Origin of the sequence: Hydrogenophaga sp. PAMC20947 (assembly GCF_004795855.1) — a bacterium.
GTDB lineage: Bacteria > Pseudomonadota > Gammaproteobacteria > Burkholderiales > Burkholderiaceae_C > Hydrogenophaga.
Genome location: NZ_CP039252.1, coordinates 3,736,111 through 3,751,963, shown reverse-complemented (window position 1 = coordinate 3,751,963; position 15,853 = coordinate 3,736,111). Strand labels below are relative to the sequence as shown.

At 63.2% G+C, this 15,853-nt stretch carries 14 protein-coding genes; 10 read left to right on the top strand and 4 right to left on the bottom strand.

Translation table 11 applies throughout. The features are described from left to right. Positions 1-17: 17 nt before the first annotated feature. Positions 18-944 carry a histone deacetylase family protein gene (locus E5678_RS17200; protein WP_136179661.1) on the bottom strand — a complete coding sequence of 309 codons (927 nt, stop codon included), beginning with the start codon at positions 942-944 and terminating at the stop codon, positions 18-20. Positions 945-1,223: 279 nt separating this feature from the next. Beyond that, positions 1,224-1,946 carry a Spy/CpxP family protein refolding chaperone gene (locus E5678_RS17195; protein WP_136179660.1) on the bottom strand — a complete coding sequence of 241 codons (723 nt, stop codon included), beginning with the start codon at positions 1,944-1,946 and terminating at the stop codon, positions 1,224-1,226. Between the two features lie 184 nt (positions 1,947-2,130). On the opposite strand from E5678_RS17195, the gene E5678_RS17190 reads away from it, so the two are divergent. Genes E5678_RS17190 through E5678_RS17180 form a run of 3 tightly spaced genes read left to right on the top strand, consistent with a single transcriptional unit; the run spans position 2,131 to position 4,792 of the window. Further along, on the top strand, positions 2,131-3,072 hold the full coding sequence (locus E5678_RS17190) for a chromate resistance protein ChrB domain-containing protein (protein WP_136179659.1): 942 nt from the start codon (positions 2,131-2,133) through the stop codon (positions 3,070-3,072). Next, on the top strand, positions 3,069-4,427 hold the full coding sequence (gene chrA / locus E5678_RS17185; protein WP_136179658.1) for a chromate efflux transporter: 1,359 nt from the start codon (positions 3,069-3,071) through the stop codon (positions 4,425-4,427). Before E5678_RS17190 ends, chrA begins: the two co-directional genes overlap by 4 nt. A 14-nt stretch (positions 4,428-4,441) precedes the next feature. Beyond that, positions 4,442-4,792 carry a rhodanese-like domain-containing protein gene (locus E5678_RS17180; RefSeq protein ID WP_136179657.1) on the top strand — a complete coding sequence of 117 codons (351 nt, stop codon included), beginning with the start codon at positions 4,442-4,444 and terminating at the stop codon, positions 4,790-4,792. On the opposite strand, the gene E5678_RS17175 is transcribed toward E5678_RS17180, so the two are convergent. After that, positions 4,789-5,241, bottom strand: coding sequence for a MerR family DNA-binding protein (locus E5678_RS17175; protein ID WP_136179656.1), 453 nt, complete (start codon positions 5,239-5,241; stop codon positions 4,789-4,791). The genes E5678_RS17180 and E5678_RS17175 overlap by 4 nt on opposite strands. Next, positions 5,238-5,435, bottom strand: a complete 198-nt coding sequence (locus E5678_RS17170; RefSeq protein WP_136179655.1) for a cation transporter — start codon at positions 5,433-5,435, stop codon at positions 5,238-5,240. The genes E5678_RS17175 and E5678_RS17170 overlap by 4 nt, the downstream gene beginning before the upstream one ends. A 242-nt stretch (positions 5,436-5,677) precedes the next feature. Here E5678_RS17170 and E5678_RS17165 point away from each other — a divergent pair, with 242 nt between their 5' ends. The 7 genes from E5678_RS17165 (at position 5,678) to E5678_RS17135 (ending at position 15,297) form a co-directional block, all read left to right on the top strand. Then, positions 5,678-8,098, top strand: a complete 2,421-nt coding sequence (locus E5678_RS17165) for a heavy metal translocating P-type ATPase (RefSeq protein WP_136179654.1) — start codon at positions 5,678-5,680, stop codon at positions 8,096-8,098. Between the two features lie 476 nt (positions 8,099-8,574). Continuing rightward, positions 8,575-9,171, top strand: a complete 597-nt coding sequence (locus E5678_RS17160; protein ID WP_136179653.1) for a hemerythrin domain-containing protein — start codon at positions 8,575-8,577, stop codon at positions 9,169-9,171. 257 nt (positions 9,172-9,428) lie between these two features. Continuing rightward, positions 9,429-10,667 (top strand): YbfB/YjiJ family MFS transporter, encoded by a 1,239-nt coding sequence (locus E5678_RS17155; protein ID WP_136179652.1) that lies wholly within the window; start codon positions 9,429-9,431, stop codon positions 10,665-10,667. A 112-nt stretch (positions 10,668-10,779) separates the two neighbouring features. Continuing rightward, positions 10,780-11,238 (top strand): (2Fe-2S)-binding protein, encoded by a 459-nt coding sequence (locus tag E5678_RS17150; RefSeq protein ID WP_136179651.1) that lies wholly within the window; start codon positions 10,780-10,782, stop codon positions 11,236-11,238. 1 nt (position 11,239) lies between these two features. Beyond that, positions 11,240-13,501 carry a molybdopterin cofactor-binding domain-containing protein gene (locus E5678_RS17145; RefSeq protein ID WP_136179650.1) on the top strand — a complete coding sequence of 754 codons (2,262 nt, stop codon included), beginning with the start codon at positions 11,240-11,242 and terminating at the stop codon, positions 13,499-13,501. A gap of 252 nt (positions 13,502-13,753) precedes the next feature. Continuing rightward, on the top strand, positions 13,754-14,125 hold the full coding sequence (locus E5678_RS17140; protein WP_136179649.1) for a nuclear transport factor 2 family protein: 372 nt from the start codon (positions 13,754-13,756) through the stop codon (positions 14,123-14,125). Between the two features lie 299 nt (positions 14,126-14,424). Continuing rightward, positions 14,425-15,297, top strand: coding sequence for an SHOCT domain-containing protein (locus E5678_RS17135; protein ID WP_136179648.1), 873 nt, complete (start codon positions 14,425-14,427; stop codon positions 15,295-15,297). Positions 15,298-15,853: the final 556 nt, after the last annotated feature.

The following is a 15,853-nucleotide window of genomic DNA, read 5'->3' as shown; positions in this document are numbered from 1 at the left end:
TTTTTCGTTGTACCGGATCAGCCCGCGCCGATCAACACCCTGACATGGGCGGCCACACTGCGCGCAAGTGGGCTCAGCACATAGCCCCCTTCCAGGCACGAGATGACACGGCCCTGGCAGTGCTGGTTGGCGACGTCCATGATCTGCTGGGTGACCCATTCGTAGTCGGCCTCCACCAGGCCAAGGTTGCCCATGTCGTCTTCGCGGTGGGCGTCGAATCCGGCAGAAATGTAGATGAGCTGCGGCTTGAAGGCGTGGAGTGCGGGCAACCAGTGTTGGGTGACGGCTCCGCGAAAGGCTTCGCCGCCGCTGCGGCTGGGCAGGCCCACATTCACCATGTTGTCGCCGATGGCACTTTCACCGTTGAAGGGGTAGAGGCCCTTCTCAAAAATCGAGCACATGAGCACACGGTCGTCACCGCGCAAGATGTCTTCGCTGCCGTTGCCGTGGTGCACATCAAAGTCGATCAAGGCCACGCGCTCCAGACCATGCACATCGAGTGCGTGGCGCATGCCCACGGTGACGTTGTTGAAGAAGCAAAAACCCATGGCGGCCTGGCGTTCGGCATGGTGCCCCGGTGGGCGCACGCAGCAAAATGCGGTGGCCGCCTTGCCGCCCAGCACCAGATCGGTGGCCTCGACCGCCGCACCGGCCGCGCGCAGGGCGGCGGTGATGGTGTGGGGGTTCATGTTGGTGTCGGGGTCTACTGCATGAAAGCCTTCTTTGGGCGAAGCATCGATCAGCTCGCTGACGTAGTTGGAGGCGTGCGCGCGGCCCAGTTGGTCCAGTGTGGCCAAGGGGGCGTCGTACGGAATCATGTAGTCGAGCAGGCCCTTGACCAGCAGGTGGTCGTTGATGGCGCCGAGGCGCTCGGGGCATTCAGGGTGGTGGTTGCCCATGTCGTGCAGGGCGCAGTCGGGGTGGGTGATGTAAGCGGACAGCATGGGTGGGAGTCTCCTGTTCTTGGTCAACCTCTTGAGCGGGTTGCCAAGCTTCAAAACCCCAGACTAAACCTCAAAACTGACAGTTGCCTTGATATGGCGCAAAGGCTTCCAGTGCACTGGGGTTGCGCGGAACCTGTTGCCTCGGTGAAATGCCGTCCTTTCAAAGTGGCGGTGATTGCGGGTTCGATGGGGTGGCAGGTTGGATGCAGCACGAAAAAGCCCCGCATGAGCGGGGCTTGAGGGCGACGGGCGGGTGCCCGTCAGGGCATGGCTGGTGCGTTACTGGGTGACGGCAGGCGCTGGGGCTACCGGTGCTGCTGGCGTCGCTGCGGCGGCTGGGGCAACCATGGGTTTCCCTTGGCCCATTTTCTCGCCCATGTGCTTGACCTTGTGCATGCCTTGGCCATGCTCATGGTCACCGCGGTGGTGGTTCTTGCCCATGCGTTGGTGATCACCCTTCATGCCGCCACGGTGTTTGCCACCCATGGCGCGCATGCCTTGCGTGTCAAAGGTCTTTTGCTGCTCGGGTGTCAGGGCGGCGTAGAAGCTCTTGGTGGCGTCGATGCGCTGGGCCATTTTTTCACCGCGCTCAGCATGGCGGGCCTGCATCTTGTCCAGACGCTCGGGCGTGGTCAGCTTGGACCAGTCCCCGCGCTGGGCACGGTCTTGACCGGCCACGCGGGGCTCGGGTGCGGTGCGCGCAACAAAGGCGCTCCAGGCGGCTTCCTGGTCGGGGGTCAGCTTCAAGGCGGCCTTGAGCTGGGCCTGGCGCTCGGCCATGCGTTTTTGCATTTTGGCCATGCGGTCGGCACGGTGTTTGCCCTGGCTGTCACCCTTGGCTTGTGGTTCACCGGCGCGCTGTGCCTTCTGGGGGGCTTGCATGCCTTGCTCGGGCATGGTTGCAGGGGTGGTGTTGCTTTGCGCAATGGCGATGGCAGAACCACCGAACAGGCCGGCAGCAATGGATGTGGCGATGAGGGCGTTTTTGAGATTCAGTTTCATGGTGACTCCTTGAGATGGAAGAACTGGGTTTCACAGTGAAAGGGTTTTCGCTGTGGAATGCGTCCAGTTTGCGAGTCCTGTGTATCGCTTGTGTGCGTCCTGTTTGGCTGGAATGTAAAGAAGTGTCAATTTTCCCTATTTCATAATTTTGTAATGTAGTTAACAATATAGTAGACTTCATTACATGAATGAATGGTTGTCTTTGATCACGAGCTTGCCTACCGAGAATTCCGCTGTGCGCATGCGCACCTGGCGAGCGCTGAAAGCTTCAGGCGCCGCGGTGTTGCGTGATGGCGTGTACCTGTTGCCTGACATGGCCTCTAACAAGGCCGGTTTTGACGCTTTGGCCTCGGATGTTGTGGCGGCGGGGGGCACCGCCTTGGTGATGCGGGTTGCGCCGCCCGAAGGCACCGATTTCAAATCCCTGTTCGACCGCACCCAGGACTATCAGGCTCTGTCGTTGGAACTCATTCAGGCTTTGTCCACCCTGTCGGCCGATTCTGCTGCAGACCAACTCAAGCGGGTGCGCAAGTGGCGAAGAGTTTTTGCAGCGATTGTTGTCATGGACTTCTTTCAAGGTGAGGCGCAGGCGCAAGTAGAGCTGCAATTGAATGAGCTTGAGCTGGCATGTGCCCGCGCCTTGTCGCCCAATGAGCCTCAATGCACCGACGGTGAAATCACGGTTCGAGACCTCGCGCAATACCAGGGGCGTATTTGGGTCACTCGAGAGCGTCCGTGGGTGGATCGTTTGGCCAGTGCCTGGCTGATCCAGCGGTTCATTGATCGAAAGGCCCGTGTGCGTTGGATGGTAGACCCGTCTGACCGGCCGGTCCAGGCACTGGGCTTTGATTTTGATGGAGCGGATTTCAGCCATGTCGACCATCGCGTGACGTTTGAGGTGTTAGTCGCGAGCTTCGGGTTGAACCAGCCCGGACTCGCGCGGTTGGCGGCTTTGGTGCACTACCTGGATGTGGGGGGTCTTCAGCCCGCCGAAGCGGTGGGGCTGGAGGCGGTTTTGACAGGGCTTCACACCCAGCTGACCGACGACCACGCCTTGTTGGCGGCGGCGGGTGTGGTGTTTGACAGTTTGCTGGTCAGCTTTTCCAGTGAGGCACTTGCTTCATGAAGACAAGCGACCCTGAAAAGCTCGACGGCGAGACGTTGGCGCCAGTTAGCCTGGCCCAGGCTTTCTGGTTCTGGCTCAAGCTGGGGTTCATCAGTTTCGGGGGCCCGGCGGGGCAGATCGCGATCATGCACCAGGAGCTGGTGGAGCGGCGGCGCTGGATTTCGGAGCGGCGTTTTCTGCACGCCTTGAACTACTGCATGGTGTTGCCCGGCCCAGAAGCGCAGCAACTGGCGACCTACATTGGCTGGCTGATGCACCGCACCTGGGGCGGTGTGGTGGCGGGGGGGTTGTTTGTGTTGCCCTCGCTGTTCATCCTGATCGGTTTGTCCTGGGTGTACATCGCGTTTGGCGATGTGCCCTGGGTGGCGGGCCTGTTTTACGGCATCAAGCCGGCGGTCACGGCCATTGTTGTGCAGGCCACGGTGCGCATCGGTTCGCGGGCGCTGAAGAACGGCGCGATGTGGGCGGTGGCCGCAGCGGCATTTGTGGCGATCTTTGCGCTGCAGGTGCCGTTTCCGCTGATCGTTTTGGGCGCAGCGCTGGTGGGCTTTCTGGGTGCGCGCTGGGCGCCGCAAATGTTCAGCCTGGGTGGCGCAGGGCACGGCCCGACCAGCGCCGCTTCATTGCCGGCCCTGATCGACGATCACACGCCCACCCCCGAACACGCCCGTTTCAGCTGGGGCCGCTTGTGGCGTGTGGTGGCGGTGGGCGCGGTGTTGTGGGTGGTGCCCATGGCCTTGCTCACCGGCTGGCTGGGCTGGGACCACACGCTGACGCAAATGGGCTGGTTTTTCACCAAGGCGGCGCTGTTGACCTTTGGCGGCGCGTACGCAGTTTTGCCGTATGTGTACCAGGGCGGTGTAAGCCACTACGGCTGGCTGACCCCCACACAAATGATCGACGGCCTGGCGCTGGGCGAAACCACGCCAGGGCCCCTGATCATGGTGGTGGCTTTTGTGGCGTTTGTGGGCGGTTATGTGAAGGCGGTGTTTGGGCCCGATGCCCTGTTTCTGGCGGGGGCCACGGCGGCGGTGCTGGTAACCTGGTTCACGTTCTTGCCGTCGTTTTTGTTTATTCTTGCGGGGGGCCCGCTGGTCGAATCCACGCACGGCCAGTTGAGTTTTACCGCCCCCCTGACGGCCATCACCGCCGCGGTGGTGGGCGTGATCCTGAACCTGGCGTTGTTCTTTGGGTACCACGTGTGGTGGCCCACGGGTTTTGACGGCGCAATCGACGGCCCGTCGGTGGTGATTTCGCTGGGGGCAGCGGTGGCTTTGATCCACTACAAGCGCCCGGTGATCCATGTGATCGCCGTGTGTGCTTTGCTGGGCCTGGTCTGGCGTTTGGGGTTTTGAATGAGGAGCAGTACATGACAGAAGTGACATCGACAACGGCAACGGCAACGGCGATTTCGGTCAGCGCTTTGGCCGAGCGGATGAAGGCAAGGTCTGCATTGACCTTGCTGGATGTGCGGAAAATGGCCGCATTGAGGAGTGCTGGTCATCACTTGCCGAGCGCTCAGTGGCGCGATCCGGCGATGTGGCTGGATTGGAAAGACAGCGTGCCTGCGGATGTGCCTGTGGTGGTCTATTGCGCACACGGCCAGGAGATCAGCCAGGCGCTGGCTACCGCGCTGCGGGTGATGGGCCGGGAGGTGGTGTTTCTGGAGGGGGGTTACGAGGCCTGGGTGCAGGCGGGCCAGCCAGTGAACCCGGTCTAAAGCTGGGCCAGGTCGTCCAGGATGGGGCAGAAAGGGCGGTCGTCACCGGGGCAATGGCACAGCAGGCCGTCGAGGGAGCGCTGCATGGATTGCAAAGCCTCGATGCGCAGGGCGAGTTCGTCGTGGTGTTTTTGGGCGATGCGTTTGACGCTGGCACTGGAGCGCCGGCGGTTGTGCCACAGGCTGACCAGCTCGGTGATGGCGTCAAGCCCAAAACCCATGTCGCGGGCGCGGCGGATGAAGCGCAGCGTGTGTACGTCGGCGAGGCTGTACTGGCGGTAGTTGCTCTCGGTGCGCACCACCTCGCCGAGCAGGCCCAGCGATTCGTAGTGGCGCAGCATCTTGGGCGAAATGCTCGAGAGCTGGGCGGCCAGGCCGATGTTGACCGGCCACGATGACACCGCATCGAGCGACGCTTCATCAGGCGCGACACGGGGGACATTTTTCATGCGGTGACTGAGTAGCCTTCTTCCTGGATCGCTGCGGCCACCGCTTCGCGGGCTTGCTCGGTGGTCACTTCGACGCGGTTGTTGGCGCGGTCGATGCTGACCTGCGCTTGCGGATCCAGTGTTTTGATGGCGGTGGTCACGGCTTTTTCGCAGTGTCCGCAGGTCATGCCTTGTACGGTGAAAGTCTGGTTCATGATGAGGTTTGTAGTTTGAAAAATCTTATCTTGAGGCTTGACACGGTGTCAAGGTCAAGCGCTTTTCCAATGGTGGAAGATACACCTTGTCGCTTGACCTTCCCATGGGGGTAAAGCTTATAACCGAGACTTCCCCCGGCGCCGCTTCGCGGCACCCCGCAGGGGGACCACGCCTTTGGCCCGCCTTGATGCTGTTTAAGACCGGCGCCAGGGCGTGTGCCTGATTCGTTAACGTAGAAACAATGACCACTGAAACTTCTGATCTTTCTCTCACTTCTACCCAGATCGACCTCGGGGTCGGGGGCATGACATGTGCGTCCTGTGTTTCTCGTGTGGAACGGGTTTTGAAAAAGCAGGCGGGCGTGAGCGAGGCCACGGTGAACCTCGCCACGGAGTCGGCCCGCATCCGGGTGAACAGCGACGGCGACGCAGTAGAAACGCTGGCACGCCTCAAGCGCGCGGTGCGCGACGCGGGTTATGAGCCGCGCGCAATGGACGCCATAGACGAAGATCTCAGCGGGCAATGGCATGGTATTTCGCGCGATCTGTTGCCTGTGTTGATCGGCGCCCTGCTTTCGGCGCCTCTGGCCTTGCCCATGGTTGGCGATCTGTTTGGAATGCATTGGATGCTGCCGGGCTGGATGCAATTTTTGCTGGCCACACCGGTGCAGTTCTGGCTGGGTGCGCGGTTTTACAAGGCCGGTTGGCATGCGTTGAAGGCGATGACCGGCAACATGGAGTTGCTGGTGGCCATCGGGACCTCGGCGGGCTGGGCGCTGTCGACCTGGCTCTGGCTGGGCGCTGAGCCCGGTGAAATGGTGCACCTGTATTTCGAAGGCTCTGCGGTGGTGATCACCCTGGTGCTGCTGGGCAAGTGGCTGGAGTCCCGCGCCAAACGCCAGACCACCAGCGCTATTCGCGCCCTGCATGCGCTGCGACCTGACCAGGCGCACTTGTTGCCCGATGGCATTCGCCGCACGGAGCTCACCGACGTGGCCGTGGACGAGTTGTTGCCGGGTGACCTGATTCGGGTTCTGCCGGGTGAGCGCTACCCGGCTGATGGTGAGCTGATCGATGGTGAGACGCACGCCGACGAATCGATGCTGACCGGCGAAGCCTTGCCGGTGAGCAAGGCGCCGGGCGACGCGGTGACGGGTGGCTCGCTCAATGGTGAGGGCTCGGTGCAGGTTCGTGTGCGTGCGGTCGGTGCGCAAAGCACATTGGCCCAGATCATTGCCCTGGTGCAAGACGCCCAAGCGGGCAAGGCCCCGGTGCAACGCCTGGTGGACCAGGTGGCTGCGGTGTTTGTGCCGGTGGTGCTGGTCATTGCCCTGGTCACTTTGCTGGTGTGGTTGTGGCTGGGTGCGCCCCTGGAAGAGGCGATGTTGAACATGGTGTCGGTGCTGGTCATCGCGTGCCCTTGCGCACTGGGGTTGGCTACGCCCACGGCGATCATGGCAGGCACCGGGGTGGCCGCGCAGCACGGCATCCTGATCAAGGATGCGCAGGCGCTGGAGATCGCACACAAGGTCGACACGGTGGCGTTTGACAAGACCGGCACCTTGACCGAAGGCCGGCCACGCTTGCTGGTGGTGGAAGCGATGCCGGGCGTGGACGAAGAGGCGGCCTTGCGCGCGGCCGCGGCGCTGCAGGCGCAGAGCGAACATCCGCTGGCCCACGCAGTCATGGACGTGGCGCGCGAACGCGGCTGGATACCTGCGCCCAACGCGGCGGTGGAGGTGCGGTCGGTCTCGGGCCGGGGGACACAGGGCTCGGTGCAAGGTGTGCGTCTGGCGCTGGGCAGCGTGCGCTGGATGGACGAACTGGGCGTGGCGCTGGGGCCTTTGGCCGCTTCGGTTGAACACCAGCAGGCGGAGGGTGCCACGGTGTCGGTGCTGGTCAGCCAGATGGCGGGCGGAACCGCCTGGGCACCGCTGGCCTTGCTGGCTTTTGGCGACGAACCCAAGCCCGGCGCGAAAGCGGCCATGGCGCAATTGCGCGCTGCCGGGATTCGGTTGTTCATGGTGTCGGGCGACAACCGTGGCGCGGCCGAAGCGATGGCGCGTCGACTGGGGCTGGACCCGGACCAGGGCGAGGTGATTGCCGAGGTGTTGCCGGGTGACAAGGCCGCAGTCATTCAGCGTTTGCAGCGTGGCGAGTGGGCGGTGCCCCGTGCAGCGCCGGCCCCGGAGTCGGTGCCCATGATCGAAGGCCAGATGTTCTCGGCAGACCGGAGCCCTGTGATGGTTCCCAAGCCCGAGCCTGAGGCGTCTTCAACACACCGGCACACCGTGGCAATGGTGGGCGATGGTGTCAACGATGCGCCAGCGCTGGCCGCGGCCGATGTGGGCATGGCGATGGGAGCGATGGAGGGCGGTCAAGGCGGTTCGGATGTGGCCATGCATGCCGCGGGCATCACCTTGTTGCGGGGCGATCCGGCGCTGGTGGCCGCCGCGCTGGAGATTTCGCGCAAGACGGTGACCAAGATCAAGCAAAACCTGTTCTGGGCATTTGCCTACAACTCCATCGGCATTCCGCTGGCCGCTCTGGGCTACCTCAGCCCTGTGGTCGCGGGCGCGGCCATGGCGCTGAGCTCGGTGAGCGTGGTGAGCAATGCCTTGTTGCTCAAGCGCTGGAAACCCGGGCAAGGGCGTTCCGATTGATCAGCACCAGGGGCTTTCAATTGCGGGTGCCTCGGTCCAGGATTCGGCCGGCGCAGAGCTTGACCCGGGGCTAGGGCCTGTTGGCACGATTTTTCCAGCTTGCTCTGCAGATCTTAAAGTCCATGTGCAAGGCGTTCGCAATGCCGCGCATGGAGTTTGTGGCCGCAACCCGGAGGGAATGGGGTGAAAGCAGTGCGTTGAGGGGGCAGTCATGGGGCGGTTCAAGGGGCCGTTGGTGGAACAGAATGCGCCATTTGGTGCACCACCGAGACCGGTGGTTCAGTTTCAACGCTCGGTAGCCGGGGGCGGTGTGCGCCGCCGATCAGACCGCGCTGGGGGCTTCGGCATCTGCAAAGGCTTGATGTGGGTCAAGGTGGCGGGGGCCAGGCTTTGCGATAGTCGAGCTTCCCATTCACCGACCCAATGGTCGGCGAATGAACACAACCTGGGCACAACCAGGGCAGAGGAGACAAACGATGAGCCACCATGAAGCCATGCGGGTGATCCGCGACGAACACGCCTCGCTGGCGGCCATGCTGCAGTCGCTGCGGCAGATGGTGAAGCGCGGCCTCGATCCGGAGGGCAAGGGCGAACACGACCGCTTTTTTGAGGTGGTGCGGGCGATGTTGTTCTATATCGATGAATTCCCGGAGACGCTGCACCACCCCAAGGAATCGGAGCTGCTGTTTCCGCGTGTGGCCAAGGTGGCACCGCACACCGTGGCTGTGATCGATCAGCTGGAGCGCGACCACCACCAGGGCGAAAACCGGGTGCGCGAGCTCATGCATTTGCTCATGGCCTGGGAGTACCTGGGCGATTCGCGGCGCGAGGCTTTTGAAACCGCGGTGTCGAAATACATCGACTTTTACCTGGAGCACATGCGGCTGGAAGAAACCGTGGTGATGCCTGAGGCCGAGAAGTTTCTGACCGACGCCGACTGGCACGCCCTCAATGCGGCTTTTGCCACCAACCAGGATCCGCTCAACAGCCGTGTGCCGCGCAACCCGCAGTTTGATCGGCTGTTCACGCGCATCGTGATGCTGGCGCCTTCGCCGGTGGGTTTGGGCGACTAGAAAACCCCCCACGCTCCGCCGCTGCGCGGGTCGCTGCCCCCCGAGGGGGCTGACCTTGCTTGGGGCGGCCCTTGCTTGGGGCGGCCCTTCGCTGTGGTCGTTACGCCCCCACGCTCTGCCGCTGCGCGGGTCGCTGCCCCCCGAGGAGCGGGGCCAGATTTGGGGCGCTTCGGCAATACCTACTGCTGAAACGCTGCGTGACGCTTAGGCGCAGGCGACAACGTGTGCGTTGGTACGCAGGCCACAATGGCTGGGCCATGTCACCTTCCGATGATCCCCATACCCCGCCCGTGGACACCACGCCCTATGTGAGGCTGGCGCTGGCGCTCGCCCTGGGTGCCGCTGTGTCTCTGGGCATCACGCGCTTTGCCTACGGCCTGCTGTTGCCCACCATGCGCGACGACCTGGGCTGGAGCTACACGCTGGCCGGGGCCATGAACACGGCGAATGCCATGGGCTACTTGCTCGGTGCGCTGGTTACGCCCTGGCTGCTGCGGCGCACACCTGCCACCACCTTGCTGCTCTGGGGATCGGCGCTGGCCACGGTGTTCATGGCGCTCAGCGGGTTCTTCACCGAAGCCACACCGCTGCTGTTGCAACGTTTGCTGGCGGGTGTGGCGAGTGCATTGGTGTTCATTGCAGGGGGGTTGTTGGCCGCGCGATTGGGTGCGCGCCAGCCCCGGCGCAGCGGGTTTTTGCTGGGCATCTATTACGGCGGCACCGGTATCGGTATTGCGTTGTCGGCGGTGGGTGTGCCCTGGGTGCTGGAGCTGGCTGCGGGCCGGCCCCATGCCTGGGCCTGGGCCTGGTGGGTACTGGCGCTGTCGTGTGCTGCGGCCACCTTGTTGATGCGCTGGCCGGCGCGCGTTTTGGCGACCAGCGAAGCACCGCCGGTAACGCACTCCCCGACACCGGGCGCTGCGCGGGCGCCGATCAACGGTCGTGTGTTTCGTGTCCGTGATTTTTCGTATGCACTGGCGGGCTACACCGGCTTTGGTGTGGGTTACATCGGCTACATGACTTTTGTGATCGCCTTGCTCAAGGAACAGGGCAGCAGCCCCGGCGCGGTCACGCTGTTTTACGCGCTGCTGGGGGTTGCCGTTATGGCGTCATCGCGCATCTGGGCAGGTTTGCTGGACAAGCACCAGAACGGCCATGCGCTGGCGCTGCTCAATGCCTTGCTGGGCGTGGCCACCATCGTGCCCGCGCTCACCACTGCCTGGCCGCTGGTGCTGGCGTCGGGGTTGTTGTTTGGTGGGGTGTTCCTGTCGGTGGTCGCGTCCACCACGGCGTTGGTGCGCCACAACCTGCCGCCTGCCCAATGGGCCGTCGGCATCAGCGCTTTCACCATCGTGTTCGCCGCCGGCCAGATCGTGGGGCCTACGGTGGTGGGCTTCATCGCCGACGGCCCGGGTGGGCTGGCGCGCGGCCTGGTGTTTTCAGCGATTGCGCTGTGGCTGGGGGCGGCGTTGGCCTGGCGGCAACGCGCGCTGTAGTGGGCAGACCGCAGGGTGCATAAGGAACGGCGGGCAGGGGCTTTTTCGCCCTGGGCAAGACGGCCTTCCCGATCGTCCCGCAGAATCACGCTTACGAACAGGAGTTTCCCCCATGCAGTTGACCGTCAACCAGAAGACCCATGAGATTGATGTGGAGCCCGAGATGCCTTTGCTCTGGGTGCTGCGAGATGAGCTGGGCATCACCGGGCCCAAGTTTGGTTGCGGCATTGCGTTTTGCGGCGCTTGCACGGTGCATGTGGACGGCGTGGCCATGCGGTCTTGTTCGGTGCCGGTGGGTGCGGTGAACGGTGCGGTGACCACCATCGAAGGCCTGGGCACCCCCGAAGCCTTGCACGCGGTGCAGGCGGCGTGGGTGGAACACCAGGTGGCGCAGTGCGGCTATTGCCAGTCGGGCCAGATCATGACGGCGGCGGCGTTTCTCGCCACCGAGCCCGACCCTTCCGACCAGCAGATTGATGACGCCATGTCGGCCAACCTCTGCCGCTGCGGCACCTACCCGCGCATCCGCCTGGCCGTCAAAACCGCCGCTCAGAAACTCAAGGGAGCCTGACATGGGAAAAGCAGGCACGATCGCCCGGCGCACTTTTTTGATCGGCACCGCCGCTGTTGCTGGCGGCGTGGCCGTTGGTTACCTCGCCTACAAGCGCGATCCCAACAATCCGCTGCTGGACGGGCTGGCCGAAGGTGAGGCCACGCTCAACCCCTATGTGCGCATCGATGCCGATGGCGTCACACTGATCACGCCCCGCGCCGACATGGGCCAAGGCGCCGTGTCGATTCAAGCGGCCTTGCTGGCCGAAGAAATGGATCTCGCCTGGGGTGATTTCAAGACCGATTTTGGTGTGCCCAGCGCGGCCTATTACAACGGCAAAGTGGCCGTTGAAGGCTTCCCGATCGCGGCCACCAGCGACACGCTGCTGGCGCGGGCCGGACGGCAAGCGGGCGACGTGATCGGCAAGCTGGTGGGCATGCAGATCACCGGTGGCTCGTCCACGGTGTCAGATGCGTTCGACAAGCTGCGCGTGGCGGGCGCGGTGGCCCGGCAGATGCTGATGATGGCGGCGGCGCTGCAACACAGTGTGGCGCTGGCGCAGCTCAAGACAAAAGATGGCTCGGTGATCTTGCCTGATGGCCGGGCCTTGAGCTACGCCTCGCTGGCAGCGGCCGCAGCCCAGGTGAAGCCCCCGGCCGATGTGCAACTCAAACCGGAAGCCGAGTGGCGCTACCTGGGCCAACCCATGCAGCGGCTCGACATGGTGGCCAAATCCACCGGCACGGCCCAGTACGGCATCGACCTGCGCCTGCCCGACATGGTTTACGCCACGGTGCGCGCCAACCCGCGTCTGGGTGGCGGCATCCAGTCGTTTGACGCCAGCGAGGCCGAGCAGGCCAAGGGCGTGCTCAAGGTGGTGGCCCTGCCGCAAGGCTTTGGTGTGATCGCCAACAACACCTGGCGCGCGTTTCAGGGCGCGGCACTGGTCAAGCCCGTGTGGGGCCCTTCGCCCTATCCCGAGACCAGCGAGGCCTTGTTTGCTTTGGTGGCTGCATCGTTCAACGCCGAGCAACAGGACAGCCGCAACAAAGACGAAGGCGATGTCTACAACGCGTTGACCGCCGCTGGCGCGCAGGTGATCGAAGCCGAGTACCGCGTGCCCTATTTGTCGCACAGCCCGCTCGAGCCCATGACCGCGGTGGTGCAGCTCAAAGACGGCGTGCTTGACATCTGGACGGGCACGCAGATTCCGCGTTTCCTGGTCGACGGCGTGGCGGGCGTGACCGGCATTGACGCCAAGAACATCCACCTGCATGTGTTGATCATGGGCGGCAGCTTTGGCCGCCGGCTGGAAGACGATTACGTGAAGCAGGCCGCGTTGCTCGCCCAGGCCCATCCCGGCGTGCCGATCAAGCTGACCTGGACGCGTGAAGAAGACATGACGCACGACTTCCCGCGCCCGCTGGCCATCGCCCGGTTGCGCGGCTTGGTGGGCAACCGGCAAGTGCAAACGATGGACCTGGGCATCGCCAGCCCCTCGGTGACGGCGTCGCAAATGGGCCGTCTGGGCTTCCCCGCCGCTGGACCCGATGTGGCCATCGTGGCCGGGGCCTGGGACCAGCCGTTTGCCATTCCGAACTACCGCGTGACCGGCTACAAAGCCCCGGCCGCCGTGCCTGTGAGTTCGTGGCGTTCGGTGGGGGCCTCGGGCAACGGCTTCTTGCACGAAAGCGCGCTGGACGAACTGATCCAAGCCGCCGGCGCCGACCCGCTGGCCGAGCGCTTGCGTTTGTGTTCACACGAACCCTCCAAGCGGGTGCTGCAGGCCGTGGGTGAGATGAGCGGCTGGGACACCCCGCTGGAGCCGGCGCCCGATGGCGGCAAGCGCGGGCGCGGCCTGGCGTTCACGCTGTCGTTCGGCGTGCCGGTGGCTGAGGTGGTGGAAGTCACGGCCACGGCACAAGGGATTCGCATCGACAAAGTGTTTGTGGCCTGCGAGGTGGGCAAGGTGCTCGACCCGGTCAACTTTGAGGGGCAGGTGCAAGGCGGCGTGGTCTGGGGCCTGGGCCACGCCATCAACTGCGAGCTCACCTACGCAGACGGCGCCCCGCAGCAAACCAACTTTCATGCCTACACCGGCCTGCGCTTGAACCAGACGCCCCAGATCGTGGTGAGGGCGCTGGAGACCACCGATGAGATCAAAGGCATCGGTGAGCCCAGCGTGCCGCCCGCGGCGCCGGCTTTGGCGAATGCGATCTTCGCGGCAACGGGGAAGCGTGTACGGGAGCTGCCTTTGAAGAAGGCTGTGGCATTCGTTTGAGCGGGGTCGTGGTGGCGCCTGGCCTGACGCCAGCCGTGCGCCACGCTTGAGGGCCCCATTCCGGTGCATTCAATGCCCGGTGCGCGATCGGGCGACGGGGTGCGGTTGGGCTGACGCAACTGGGCGCAGCGCGCGCCTGAAACCGGCCCCAGCGCGGGTGTTCACCAAGCCTTGCACGATTGACCTTGCGCGCCATGGGGCGTACCGTGGGGCCGCGACAGTCCGTCGCAGCGAACACTGAAAGGGACTGACATGAACACCATGGAGATCGCCAGCAAGTTGGTTGAACTGTGTCGCCAAGGCAAGAACACGGAAGCGCTGGAGACACTGTATGCCGACGATGTGGTGAGCGTCGAGGCCGGTGTGCCCCCGGGCATGGAGCGCGAGGCCAAGGGCCTGGACGCGGTGAAAGGCAAGGGCAAGTGGTGGGAAGACAACCACGAGGTTCACTCGGCGACAGTCACGGGCCCCTGGCCGCACGACGACCGTTTTGTGGTCGGATTCCAGATCGATGTCACGCACAAGCCCAGTGGCCAGCGCATGAAAATGGACGAGGTGGGCCTGTACCAGGTTCGCGACGGCAAGATCGTGCGCGAGGAGTTTTTCTACGACATGAGCGCATAGCGCGGCCCCGATGCGGCTGTGCTCGGCAGCCTGGATGGTTCGGGGGGGTGTGTCGGTTCAGGGCGGGGCGCCGTGGGCCGCTGTGCGGGCCAACACAGTCACCACCGTTCACGATCGGGCCATCCCTTTCTTCTTGTCCCTGATGTCCATTTTTCGGAAACCCGACTTGGCTTTCAGAGCGGAACCTGGTTTTAGAGACCTGTCGAGACCCAAAAAGTTGTGAATGAACTACATTGAAGGGTCATCACGGCTGTGCAAGGCAGCCAATTTTCTCTTTTTTGACTCAATCTGGATTTCTCATGGCTCAACTCTCCCCCGCCGGCATCAAGGCCGTTCAAGACATCGCCCAACGCCATGGATTCAGCTTCGACGCCGTGCAAAGCATGCTCCACTCCGTGATCAACGGCAATGGCAGCATGGCGCAGTTCAGCCACTCTGAATTCGGTGGTTCTGGCCAGTGGATGCAAGGCGGCATGACCATGGTCGGCGACATGTTCAACAACAACCTCAAAGGCCGGGTTGACAGTTTGTGCTCGGAACTGTCCCGACTGATCCTGAACCAGCCTGACTTGGTGCGCACCGGCAGTTTCCAGAGCCAGACCCAGAATGGCAACACGGCCTACAACAGCTTTGGCGGCGGTTCGGGCGAGAACACCAATGGCAACAGCCTGTTTGTCGCAGCGCCCGCGCAAGCCAACTGGTGGGGCCCTGATCTGAAATGGCCCAACAGCGCGGGCGGTCAAAACGGCATGCGCTACGCCTGGTTTTCACAGGCGCGCCGTCTTGCCATGGAAGTCAATGGACAAGTCATCATTTACGACACACTGGACCACAACATTGGCGGGGTCTCGCAGCAGCAAAGTGGCGGTTACTCGGTGACATTCTCCAGCCAATACGGCTATGTGGATTTGACGAGTCTGCCGGTGATTAGCATCAATGGCCTGCCCCCCCTGGCTCCGACCCCACCGCCACCCGCACCCAGCTACAGCAACAGCAACAGCAACAGCAACAGCAACAGCAACATGGCTTCGGGTAACACGGCAGGCAGCTCGACGGCCAATTCCCACGATATTTTTGCCAGCCTTGAAAAGCTCGCCGCGCTGCAAGGCCGTGGCATTTTGAGCGATCAGGAATATGCGGACAAAAAGGCGGAGTTGTTGAGCCGGCTTTGAGGCTTCATGCGGTTACGCCGCATGAGCGGCAAGCCGGCTTCAGGGTCGGGCCTTGCCGTTTTTTTCTGTTGTCGCTTCCTCCAGAAACTCGACTCGAAAGGCGTTGGAATCATTGGGCAGCTCCAGGTCCGTGCCCCATCCACCGTCCCAGAAACCCGGCAGGTCTCAACAGAGAGACCAAAGGCAAGAGCAGCCGCTCAAGGTCGTTGCGGTGGTCGTTCCGCGCCATGACGGGAGACGATCGCCGACCCTTGCATTTGTTTGGACCTCTTCGCGGCAGGCTCTTCGTTGATCGAAATCGTGTCGACCAGCAGGCTGTCTTCGGCTGCCCTGAGGGCCATGCTGGCTTCGCAGAACGGGTCTGATTTGATCAGCGTTGCCGCAAATGCTGGGGCTGGGGCCAGATGTCTGGCGCGTTCTGGACCTCTGCCACAACAAGCGCAATTTTGGCGAATGCGAGGGATTGCTTGAGGCGGACGAGCGCTTGCTCAAAGACGTCATCGTTGCGGGGTAGCGAGTGGCCGAAGCTTTGCAACCCACGCGGTCGTTGAATCGA